This window comes from Nostoc sp., assembly GCF_036917755.1.
In the GTDB taxonomy this organism is placed as follows: domain Bacteria; phylum Cyanobacteriota; class Cyanobacteriia; order Cyanobacteriales; family Nostocaceae; genus Nostoc.
The window spans coordinates 113,338-125,282 of sequence record NZ_JBALFC010000018.1; the positions used below are offsets into that span (position 1 = coordinate 113,338).

The 11,945-nt window shown below is 42.0% G+C and carries 10 protein-coding genes; 5 read left to right on the forward strand and 5 right to left on the reverse strand.

Translation table 11 applies throughout. The features are described from left to right. Window positions 1–27: 27 nt before the first annotated feature. Complete coding sequence (locus V7L05_RS06170; protein WP_335162776.1) at window positions 28–738, reverse strand: response regulator transcription factor; 711 nt, start codon at window positions 736–738, stop codon at window positions 28–30. A gap of 562 nt (window positions 739–1,300) precedes the next feature. Here V7L05_RS06170 and V7L05_RS06175 point away from each other — a divergent pair. The 3 genes from V7L05_RS06175 to V7L05_RS06185 all read left to right on the forward strand — a co-directional run bounded on the left by V7L05_RS06175 (window position 1,301) and on the right by V7L05_RS06185 (window position 3,660). After that, entirely contained in the window at window positions 1,301–2,137 is an 837-nt protein-coding gene (locus V7L05_RS06175) for a sulfite exporter TauE/SafE family protein (protein ID WP_335162778.1), read from the forward strand. Window position 2,138: 1 nt separating this feature from the next. Next, window positions 2,139–2,516 (forward strand): DUF1634 domain-containing protein, encoded by a 378-nt coding sequence (locus V7L05_RS06180; protein WP_335162780.1) that lies wholly within the window; start codon window positions 2,139–2,141, stop codon window positions 2,514–2,516. A 163-nt stretch (window positions 2,517–2,679) separates the two neighbouring features. Next, window positions 2,680–3,660, forward strand: a complete 981-nt coding sequence (locus V7L05_RS06185) for a magnesium transporter CorA family protein (protein ID WP_335162782.1) — start codon at window positions 2,680–2,682, stop codon at window positions 3,658–3,660. A 609-nt stretch (window positions 3,661–4,269) separates the two neighbouring features. On the opposite strand, the gene crtR is transcribed toward V7L05_RS06185, so the two are convergent. Continuing rightward, a complete protein-coding gene (gene crtR, locus V7L05_RS06190; protein ID WP_335162804.1) occupies window positions 4,270–5,160 on the reverse strand; it encodes a beta-carotene hydroxylase in 891 nt (296 codons plus the stop codon). Between the two features lie 368 nt (window positions 5,161–5,528). On the opposite strand from crtR, the gene pyk reads away from it, so the two are divergent. Both pyk and V7L05_RS06200 read left to right on the forward strand, forming a co-directional pair. Then, complete coding sequence (gene pyk / locus V7L05_RS06195) at window positions 5,529–7,298, forward strand: pyruvate kinase (RefSeq protein WP_335162784.1); 1,770 nt, start codon at window positions 5,529–5,531, stop codon at window positions 7,296–7,298. Between the two features lie 2 nt (window positions 7,299–7,300). Further along, window positions 7,301–7,525: a hypothetical protein gene (locus V7L05_RS06200; protein WP_335162786.1), complete on the forward strand. Its 225-nt coding sequence runs from the start codon at window positions 7,301–7,303 to the stop codon at window positions 7,523–7,525. On the opposite strand, the gene V7L05_RS06205 is transcribed toward V7L05_RS06200, so the two are convergent. From V7L05_RS06205 to V7L05_RS06215, 3 genes are all read right to left on the reverse strand, one after another. Further along, a complete protein-coding gene (locus V7L05_RS06205) occupies window positions 7,488–9,269 on the reverse strand; it encodes a M61 family metallopeptidase (RefSeq protein ID WP_335162788.1) in 1,782 nt (593 codons plus the stop codon). The genes V7L05_RS06200 and V7L05_RS06205 overlap by 38 nt on opposite strands. 562 nt (window positions 9,270–9,831) lie before the next feature. Beyond that, window positions 9,832–10,104, reverse strand: a complete 273-nt coding sequence (locus V7L05_RS06210; protein ID WP_335162790.1) for a hypothetical protein — start codon at window positions 10,102–10,104, stop codon at window positions 9,832–9,834. 477 nt (window positions 10,105–10,581) lie between these two features. Next, window positions 10,582–11,298 carry a cysteine hydrolase family protein gene (locus V7L05_RS06215; protein ID WP_335162792.1) on the reverse strand — a complete coding sequence of 239 codons (717 nt, stop codon included), beginning with the start codon at window positions 11,296–11,298 and terminating at the stop codon, window positions 10,582–10,584. Window positions 11,299–11,945 lie beyond the last annotated feature (647 nt).

The following is an 11,945-nucleotide window of genomic DNA, read 5'->3' on the forward strand; positions in this document are numbered from 1 at the left end:
AATACTGAATTCTGACTCCTGAATTCTTTAATCAATTAAGCCTTCTTCACGGGAACGAACTTCGGTTTGGATTCGCATATTCTTACCACCTTGCTTGCAGTCTTCAGGATATACCCCCAAAACATCCTGAATCTTCGTCCAGTAAGTTCGCACTGCTCGTTCTGATTTATACATTCGGTCAGCGATCGCCTTATCTGTCAAACTCTCTTCAAAAGCCAACCGCAACACCTCCAACCATTCCGGTTTGAGTTCGATCCCCTTTTTGATGTCTTTCGTGTGAGTTGCACCATGAAGTGCTAAATTAACCCGCATTAGCATTTGATCTTCGGGTAATCCTTTGTCTGCGATCGCAAACCCACCTTGATGATTATCAATCTCGTGCTTGATCCGGATTAACGCCTTCACATAACTAGTTTGCACCATGAAATTCTGACGAGGATATTCTTGAAGCAAAGTTTGCAACAGCTTAATTCCGGTATCAATTTCTGCTGTCTCTCCTTGCTGATCGGGAATTGATAAATCCATCACAATCAGGTCAAACTCGTGAAATTGAAGTTGATAAAGTGTCTCTTTTCCCGTCTGAGCCTTAATAATAGAAGCTTCGGGATACTCTCGACTTAATACATCCAGGGTACCAGTCAAAATTAATTGATGGTCATCGACAACAAGAATACCCAGCTTTTTTTCCACTGGTAAACGTCCATAAACTTGATGTTCTTGCAAACTTATCCTTACCATATTTTCACCTAATATTCATCCAAATTAAAATTTTCTTAACCTTCACGAAAAATCCCGTCCTCCACGGTGTTTACTTTGCTGACTTTTCACGCGTATCTCGAAAACCTCTCTCTTGAAAAGCTTTGATGCCTGCGGCGGGCTACGCCAACGGAGGAAACCTCCGCTCAAACTTTTCGCTCTTCTTTATCTCTCTCCTAGAAGGAGAGAGACTTTGAATTTTCTCCGTTAGAGCGTTGGGAAGGGGGTTAGGTTAATCGTTAGCTTTTCCACATGACCGGAATTGTCAGGTTTACTTTGAGACTCATAGCCTTGTTACCCCCAACTTTACTCGTTGAAGTATGACTTATTTTAATAGGAGATGAATTTTAAAGCTATGCAGAAAAGTGCAAATCTGGAGATGTAAGTTTACTTTTATTAATCAATTTAATTTATCAATTGGAAAAACAAAGATATTTGCTCCTATTAGTAAAAGTTCTTAAAATGCTGGTGTCAAATCAGCCACTAAAAATTTGAGTTTCCCTTTCTAGTCTCAACCTAAAAAGTTTGTAGCGGAGGAAGTAGCTTGAACATCCTAGAATTTTCTCTATTGGTTTGGCTTGGTTCTTTGATTGCCGGATTTTTGGGGGCACTGACCGGGCTAGGTGGTGGAGTAGTGATTGTTCCCTTCCTCGCTGTAGTTTGTGGAGTAGATATTCACTACGCCATTGGTGCTTCTTTAGTCTCTGTAATTGCTACGTCTAGTGGAGCGGCTTCTGCCTACGTTAAGGAAGGCTACACAAATCTGCGGTTGGGAATGTTCCTAGAAATAGCTACAACTTTTGGCGCAATATTCGGGGCAACTATAGCAGCAAAAATTTCTACTGGAATGCTCACTGTTGTCTTTGGGTTTGTTTTGCTCTACTCGGCATATTTGTCGCGTCAAACCAGGAATGAAGACCTCAACAGTTTACCGTCTAATCCTTTAACCATTCGACTGAAGCTCAGTAGTACATATCCGACACCAACGGGAGAACAGCCTTACAACGTAGGTAATATTACCTCTGGATTTGGATTAATGTTGGTGGCTGGTGTAATTTCTGGATTGCTGGGCATTGGTTCTGGAGCTTTCAAGGTCTTGGCAATGGATCAAATTATGCGTATCCCGTTCAAGGTTTCTACAACCACCAGCAATTTCATGATTGGAGTGACGGCGGCGGCTAGCGCTGGAATCTACTTAAACCGAGGTTACATCGATCCCGGATTAACAATGCCTGTAATGTTAGGCGTATTGTTGGGTGCTGTTTTAGGGGCGCGGGTATTGATTAGAGCCGAGGTAAAACTTTTACGAAATATTTTCAGCGTTGTCATTTTGGTACTAGCGCTAGAAATGATTTACAAAGGTCTAACTGGGAGGCTTTAAAATGGCTCAAAAAAGGCGTACTAAGTTTGAGCAGCGCTTTGAACAATTTATTGGTAATCTGTTAAGAGTCGGGGTCATTCTTGCCACCACTTTGGTTTTAGTGGGTGGAATTTTATACTTAATTCGCCACGGAACTGAGGTTCCTAATTACCAGTTTTTTCGGGGAGAACCAGCAGAGTTTCGCACTCCAGCCGGGGTAAAAACATCAATATTATCAGGTCGTAACCGAGGCATTATTCAACTAGGACTACTGCTGCTGATTGCTACTCCAGTTGTACGAGTTGTTTTTTCGCTGTTAGCCTTTGTGCGACTAAAAGATTATACTTATGTAATTGTGACTTTAATTGTACTGGTTGGGCTGATATACAGTCTGATTTGAGGAAATTCTTAGATATATCTCAGGGTTAGCGCATCTCAAAACCTATTGACAAGGGGACTCGTCTGATCAGTAATAAAATTTGAAACAAAGTGGCGCTATCAGAGCTAGGGTAAGATTTAATCCATCTAGCCCCAAGATCCGATAATGCCAGCAGGATTGCTATATGCTAACTCTCCTCACTTTTTCTCAAAATAACCTGGAATTATTCACCAGTTGGGATGTCGATACGGTACTGAAAAAGATTGATGGTTCTCAGAATATTTGGTTGCGGTGTATTCACTTCCGCGATCGCACTGGAACTGCCAAAATTATCAAGCACTTTCGACTCAATCCATCTCGTGTTAACATGATTTTCAACCATTCCCCTCTAGGAATTGATGAAGACGTAGAAGATTGTTTATTTGACAGCTATGAAATTCTAACTCCTCAAATAAAAAATCACGAGTTTGAGGTTGCGCGTGGCAATATTGTGGTTGGAAATAATTTTATCATCACTTTTGAAATCACTGAACTAAAAATTTTAAGTATTCTAGCTAATAATCTCCAAAAGCGAACTCTAGATATTCAAAAGTTGGGAATTGACTATCTTTTTTATCTCATTTTTAAAGATATTTTGAATAATTACGAAACTGTATTTGACTATATTTCTAGAAAACTTGACGATTTAGAAGATGAAGTATTAGAGAATTCCGGTGATGAATCAACGTACCAAAAAATTGCCACCATGAGGCAATCTACCCGTTCGGGACGCCGTAATTTTCAAAGCATCAAGTCACTTATGGCTATTATGGATCGCGAAGATTTCCAATGGATCACCGAGCCTGTGAAGGAACTATTCAATCAAGAATTGGTTCATCACGTTGATAAACTCTGGCAAGAATATCAAGCTCTGAGAGCCTGGATGTCAGAATTAATGGAAATTCAACGCGATAATATTGCTAGCAAAACCGGTGAACGAATTAATCGCCTAACTATCCTCTCGACCATATTCTTACCAATCACTTTCATGTCTGGTTTCTATGGTATGAACTTCAAATATATGCCGGAATTAGAGCAACCTTGGGCTTATCCTGCTGTGATCTGCGTCATGGCATTAATTGTAATTGGTAGCATTACTTATGCTAAAAAACAACGTTGGTTGTAGCATCTATTAAGTTACGAACAAAAAGATCCCCGACTTCTTGAAGAAGTCGGGGATCTGAGCCTATAAAATGGAAATCTATGGTTGAATTAAGTCAATCATGGGAGAAAATAATTCTGTTGTATTCTGACGATGATGTGAAAGCTTTCAATAAATTGTTTGTTTTATTTGAAGAATTCGTCAATAGAGATAAAATGTTGGAAAATGAAAAAAATATCTAAAATTTCAATAGGTTAATGTTTTAAAACCATACTTTAATCTTTAAAGTTTTTGGTTGACAATGAATATTTAAGCCCTGAATAATAAAAACTAAAATTAGAAGATATTAAGAAGTGAATAAATCTAGTTTTATAGCAGCTTTCATAATATAGCAATCTTATCTGATTTGTGAAAATTCTCGGTGTCCAGATACCCGACTTCGTAAAAGTTGTCGGGTATCTAACTTTTCACGAATGATTTAGGATTGCTATAGGACTCGTATTTGATTTTTGAAAAAAATCAGTACACCCCGAAAAGGCTTCTTCCCCACTCCCCACTCCCCACTCCCTGTCTACGCAAATAATTATGGCTACGCCACGCTGCGCGAACAAAAATCAAAGCAGACTGCTGTATCTATTCTTTGTGATGATCAAACCGAATTCCTAGAAAGATGTCATAAACAAACTCAAAAAAGTCTTTTTTCTGTAACAATCCTGAAGTTTGATAACACCCTTTTTCATCTAATAGGGGCTTCATGAGATAATAGCTGGGCTGATAATTGTACCAAGGAATAGAAGGCCACAAATGATGAATTAAGTGGTAATTCTGTCCCATAATCAGGATATTGAGAACTGGGTTAGGATAAACGCGAGCATTTTTCCAGCGATCGCGCTCCGCAAAAGGACGATGGGGCAAATAATCAAAAAATAATCCTAGTGCTATCCCCACCACAAAAGCCGGTATAAACCAAAAATTGAGAATGTAACCCAAAAAGTGGTATTGCACTGATATATAAACAATTACACCCACAATTAAACGGCTGATGAACCATTCTAATAGCTCATATTTACGCCACAGTTGTCGTTGAAAGAAAAATACCTCGTGGTATAAAAATCGTACCGCAATTAACCATAGCGGGCCACCAGTAGAGACATAATGATCTGGATCGTTTTCGGGATGATTAACATGGGCATGATGCTGTAAATGCACCCGCGTAAACACTGGAAAAGCAAAAGCTAGCATTAAAGCACTGCCATGCCCTAACATCGCATTAATCACCCGGTTGCGATGGGCAGATTGGTGACACGCGTCATGAATTACCGTTCCAGCACAATGCAAGGCGATCGTGTTAACGCTAAAGCATAGCCAGTGCGGCCATTCCCAAAGCCAGTAACCAAAGCTGGATAACACCAGCATTGCCACAGCTCCGAAAAACAGCAGTAGCGTGGGATTGAAATCACCAGGAGGCGCTAAAAATTCCTTGGGCGGGATTGTCAGTGGCTTTTGTGCCTCCGATGCGATCATCTTTAACATTGACTCCTTCTTGATCAAACATTCCGAATATACGACAAATATTATGGAATAATAAAGTTTTGTATAGCAAGATTTATCTACAGCTTTGCATATCAGCAGATGAATAACGCTATGATTCCAGACGAGGCCAAATCTTTACTGATAAGTGGGGTATGACAATTGGCAAGAAGTTGATGGGCTAAACTCCTTCGTGGGGACGATGGATACAAGATTGATGTACTATATCTAGTCTATCCCATAGCCTCACTCTCCCATAAACCCTCTCTAACTGCTTATATCTATTGATATAGCAGTAACTGAAAAGGAGATGCCACTTAAGTTACGATGACTTCCCAGATAGCTCCCTAACTTCAGCCCCTATGCAATTAAGAGATTCTCTGCGCCGGACAAAAATTGTCGCTACTATAGGCCCCGCCACAAGCAGTCCTGAAATGCTCAAGGCGATTATTGAAGCGGGAGCCACGACGCTGCGGCTAAACTTCTCCCACGGAACTCATGCCGACCATCAGCGTAGTATTCGCTTAATTCGGCAAACCGCTTTTGAACTAAATCAGCCAGTGGCTATTCTCCAAGACTTGCAGGGCCCAAAAATTCGCTTGGGGAAGTTTGATAATGGGTCTATAGTTTTGGCAAAAGGCGATCGCTTCACCTTGACAAATCGTCCGGTTGTAGGTACGCAAGAAATTAGTTGTGTTACCTACGATTATTTAGCCGAAGAAGTCCCAGTTGGCGCAAAAATCCTCCTCGATGATGGACGAGTCGAAATGCTGGTGGAGGAGATTAACCGCGACAAAGGTGATTTGCATTGTCGCATCACCGTGCCTGGTAAACTTTCTAACAATAAAGGCGTAAACTTTCCCGGCGTTTACCTGTCAGTTAAGGCAATGACCGACAAAGACCGAGAGGATCTGATGTTTGGTCTAGATCAAGGTGTAGATTGGGTGGCGCTTTCCTTTGTCCGCAATCCCCAGGACATGATCGAAATTAAAGAGCTAATTTCCAGTACAGGCAAGCAAGTTCCAGTGATTGCCAAAATTGAAAAGCACGAAGCCATAGAACAAATGGAGGCGATTCTGGCTTTGTGTGATGGTGTGATGGTTGCCAGAGGCGACTTAGGGGTGGAACTGCCAGCAGAAGATGTTCCCGTACTCCAAAAGCGGCTAATTGCCACAGCAAATCGCTTGGGGATTCCGATCATCACCGCCACCCAGATGTTAGACAGCATGGTGAGCAATCCCCGTCCCACTCGCGCGGAAGTCTCGGATGTGGCAAATGCGATTTTAGATGGTACGGATGCGGTGATGCTCTCCAATGAAACCGCAGTGGGTAGCTTCCCTGTAGAAGCAGTAGCGACGATGGCACGAATTGCCGAACGTATGGAGCAGGAAGAAGCCCAACACTTAAACTTACGTTCTTCGAGAGATGCCCGACGCTCCATTCCCAATGCGATTAGTCAAGCTGTAGGTCAAATTGCCGAACAACTAGGCGCAGCAGCAATCATGACCCTAACGCAAACCGGGGCAACAGCTCGCAATGTCTCTAAGTTCCGCCCCCAGACACCGATTTTGGCAGTGACACCCCATGTAAATGTGGCGCGACAGCTACAGATGGTGTGGGGAGTCAAACCACTGTTGGTACTAGGATTACCTTCAACTGGTCAGACATTTCAAGCTGCGATCAACGTAGCTCAGGAACTGAAGTTACTGTCTGAGGGAGATTTAGTAGTGATGACTGCTGGCACACTCCAGGGAATTTCCGGCTCCACAGATTTGATTAAGGTAGAGGTGGTGACGGCAATACTAGGTCACGGCATTGGACTGGGACAAGGTTCAGTGAGTGGTCGCGCCAGGGTGGCTAATACTGGCATGGATGTTAGTAACTTTAATCACGGAGACATATTGGTTGCACCCCGCACTAGTGCCGATTTTGTTGAGGCCATTCGGAAAGCTGCCGGGATTATTACGGAAGAGGAAAGTCTCACAAGTCACGCAGCAGTGATTGGCTTACGTCTCGGTGTGCCAGTGATTGTCGGCGTGAAGCAGGCAACAAAGGCGATTCGGGATGGAGCGATTATAACGCTGGATCTGCAACGGGGTTTAATTTACTCTGGGGCGGTGAGAACGGCTTAGGAGTGGGGAGTGGGGAGTGGGGAGTGGGGAGTGGGGAGTGGGGAGTGGAGAGTGGGGGGATGAGGGGGATGAGGTGGATGAGGGAGATGAGGACAATAACCAATGCCCAATGCCCCATGCCCAATGCCCAATGCCCAATGCCCCATGCCCAATGCCCAATGCCCCATGCCCAATGCCCCATGCCCTTTATCAAACAGTTGCGATCGCTACCCCAAGCCATCCCCTAAAGTTTTGCTGCTGGGTGGAGTCAGGATGCTCAACAGGTTTTACTTGATATCGAGTGGGACGTGGTGACGTGAGGGTGATGGAATAAGTACGCAGTTCGTCTTGGTGGAAAACTGTGACTTCGATGGTATCGTTTGCTTGGTAATCTTTCAGGCGATCGCTTAAACTATTCCCCATTAGCTTAATCCCATCAATTGCTAACAACTCATCACCTGCATCAATTCCCCCTACTTGTGCAGGTGAACCAATCTCTATAAACTTAATGATCTCCCGCCCATTCTCTGTATTTATTCTCACACCCAGGTAAGGTTCTTCCTGCTGATCTGCTACCAACTGTAAGCCAAAGGGTTCTAAGTACTGATTCAAGGGCAAATCGTCAATGCCATCAATGTAGCGTTTAAAGAAATCAGTCAAATCGATTCCGGCGACAGATTCTATAACTTCCTGCAACTGTTCTGGGGTATAGCCAATTTCAGCTTGTCCAAATTGTTGCCACATTTTCTGCATGACGTTATCGAGCGATCGCTGATTGTCGTGAGTAGAGCGAATCAGTAAATCTAGCAACAACGATACCATTTCTCCTTTTAAATAGTAGGAAATTTGGGAATTACCGCTATTAGCATCCGGGCGATAGAGTTTTATCCAGGCATCAAAACTCGACTCGGAAACGGGTTGTACCTTGCGCCCCGGCGTCATTTCATATCTGGTAATTTCTTTGCCCAAGTTATTTAAATACGACTTAACATCATAAATTCCCGCCCGCAAAGGAATTAACAAGTCATAGTAACTAGTAGTGCCTTCACAAAACCACAATGATGGTGTGTAATTTTCTTGGTCGTAATCAAAAACCTCTAATGCTTTTGGGCGAATTCGCTTGACATTCCACAAATGAAAGAACTCGTGTGCTACCAATTGAAGAAAGCGATCGTACTTATCCTGAGCGCGAAACCCAAAACGGTGGTAAATTAACGAGCAAGAGTTTTTATGCTCCAAACCGCCAAAAGCTTGACTAAATAAATGTAGCAGAAACACGTATCTTTCATAGGGCAAACCCCCGAACATCTGCGCTTCTACCTGGACAATTTTTTGGATATCAGCAATCATCTGCTGGACTTGGAAATTTCCCTGTCCCCAGATTGCCAGTTCATGGGGTTTTCCCAAAACCTCAAATTTATACAATTGGTGGCAACCAATCTCAAACGGAGTATCAACAAGAGTATCAAAATCACCAGCCAAGAAAGTATTCGTTTCCTCAGCAATGGGTGGCAAGGCAGTAGTTACCTGCCATTTCGGGCGTGGTGGTACGATGGTAACGCGAATGGGTTGGTTCTCCCAGCCCGATATTCTAAAAAATAGTGCCGCACCGTTAAAATAACCGTGGCTTGCATCTAAGTGATTTGTCCGTACCGATAGCTCGTTCGCAAAAACACGGTAACGTACAGTTAATTCGGAAACACCTGTTTTGTCTACCTGCCAGTGATTTTTGCTGATCTTCCGCCAAGGTAAAGGCTTATCCTCGGCAAAAGCCACAAAATCCTGTAAATTCTTGGCGTATTCCCGAACTAAGTAGGAACCGGGTGTCCACACCGGCAATTTTAAATCGAGAATTGGTGAGGGGTAATCGACAAGGCGTAAAGTCACCTCAAACAGATGGGTTTCTGGTTGGGACATTGCCACCAGGTAATGAATCGTTGGCCCGGTTTCCTGGACGTAGATATTGGGACGAGTTGCGGTTGCTTCAGTCATCTTGTGTGCTGAGTTAATAGTCGATAGTTGACACTCCCCGGCGTGAACGCACGGGGATTCTTGGCTCAACGAAACCACTTAACCTAGAGTCCTTGCGTCATCTAGACCAGAGGTGGGATTCTCCCCAAGCGTTAACTTTGGGTATGCCCTACCCTAGTTGCATTGCTGCAAGTCCTGTTTAGTTTGAAACAAATAGTCTCAAAATTCTGAGTCGTCTAGCTCCTATAAATCTTTTACCTACTGCTAGGAGGAAACTAGAACAATGCAGTAGAACCGCATAGATTTAATTGTCAAGGTTCAGTGCTTTGTCTTTCGACGGCTAGGTTTTTTAAGTGGTTGATTACCTTTCCACCATAATTAGTGTAGCATATTGCTACACTAATTATGGTGGAAAAACAGTTGCACGTTAGAGTTTCCCTCTTAAGAGATGAAAGCCCTTGAGCGATATGCTTATCAATTGCAAAGCGAACCAAAACAGATATTATAAGGGAGTTTCTTCGATCATTAATAGAACAAAAGCCGTCGTTCTACGACGGGGCTTTAAACCCATTAATTTCGGTAACTACTGAATTTTTAATGCGATAAAACCAATTAATACCGCAAGACCTAACGCTCTGCGAAAATAATTAACGCCTTGAAATAATTCCAGCCACGCCCAAGTGAACAAGGAACCATTTGCTAGTATGTCTAATACTGTATTGATTTTGCCACTTGTAAAAATTAGAGCAAGTATACTGGTTACTATCCAAACAATAAGTGGTAGGTTTGGCATCTGAGCTAAAACAATTTTGCCATCGCTATCACGGAAGGTTTTATCAATTAATGTATTTTCCATCTTTGAAATTGCCATTTAGCTAAAAATTATTAACTTACAAAAATTACCGATGGTCTATTGAGAATAGACTGGCATTTAATTGTAAATTATTTAATAACATTAAAACATTAAGGCAAATCTCTTTTCAACCATCTAATTGCATATATCAGAGTGGTAAAGCATATTCATATATGAATATATTAAGAGGCATACTCACACTAAGCCCATGATCTGTCTTTCTGAGCAGTGCATTGGCGTTCTATCTTGCGATTGTGATTCTTTTGTTCCCGGCATTTTCAGCCACAACCAAAGAAGTCTGATCGCTATTTTTTTGTAGTCTATAATACTGTTTGATACCCAATCCTCAACCACCAGACAATAATCTTTTTCCTAAATAGTCATTGGATACCTTTATCTATCTTGCTATGATTTGCATCATGGTGAAGCGTTTAGCATAAATTTTTATCGCTCATAACTTTTCAAACACCCTCTTATACACTAAGACAACATTGCAGGTAATTCGCTAAAAGAAATCACATATTTCTCTCCAATATTGCGTTTCAATATCTTAATCGCCGCTTCATGATATTCCTGCCCACCACTAGAAGCACAGCCATCTGATACTACGAACGTCTCAAATCCAGCATCAAAGAGTCCTAAAGCTGTAGCCATCACACAAGCGTCTGTATCAACTCCACACACTGCGACTGTAGTAATAGCGTTATTTTGCAGTGCTTGGAGCAGGGCAGGTGACATCACAAAAGAAGTAGGAGCATGAGCATGAAAAGAAAGAAAACGGGATATAATATTTACTTGGAGCAAGGTAGGTGAAATTGGAGAATATGAAGGCTTATCAAACGTTTTGCTGACAACCGGAATTAAGGTTTTAGAAAGCTCTGTTTCCTGTCCAGACACCATCTCGTTCCAGTTGAGTTGACGTGAAAAGTTAGGATTCCGGTTAAAAAAGCGAGTTGCCCAAACCTGATAAAACTTACTAGCATTATCAACTACCTTTGGCACAACCGCTTCACATTCAGGTGTGATCAAAAAGCTATTTTGTAAATCTACCGCTAACAAAATCCCTTTACGTTGACTTAATGAAGTAGACTGCGCCTGTGCTTTCTTGGCGGAGCCAAGTTGGACGGCTGCCAATGTTCCTGTCAAGGTGATAGCACCGTGAAGAACAGTTCTTCTATTGATTCTATTTTCTAACATATAGCAGTCTGCTTTGATTTTTGTTCGCGCAGCGTGGCGTAGCCATAATTATTTGCGTAGACAGGGAGTGGGGAGTGGAGAATAAGCCTTTTCGGGGTGTACTGATTTTTTTCAAAAATCAAATACGAGTCCTATAGGATGTTTTTATTTACTATTCATCTATTGCTGAGTCTGAAAAGATAATTTACTGTATGGTATTTAAGAAATTTTTCCAAGCTCAAAATAAAATCCATTGATACAGTATTTACAACGGAATATATAAAAATACCTCTGTCTTAAGGTCAATACCCATGAATTAAATTGCCCCGAATCCAGAAACTCCTTCTGTACAAGGGATACAAGTTTTAGGTGCAAATAGCAATTATTAACCCACACAACTCATTCCCAAAAATACGGCGGGCTACGCCTACGCAGTGCATTCGGTAAAAAGCCCAGAATTAGCCCATCAAGAGGATTTGAGAGATAGAAGCGAAATTCATTCACGGGTATTGGTCTTAAGGTCGTTTTATGTAGAAGTTCGATACTACTTCTGCATCTAAATCATTCTAATAATGAGAATTATTGTATAGTTTGAGGTATGCCAGATTATACTCTCCAAAGAAGCTTTATGATTGCTTTACCTGGTATTACCATCTCAAACAAGATAT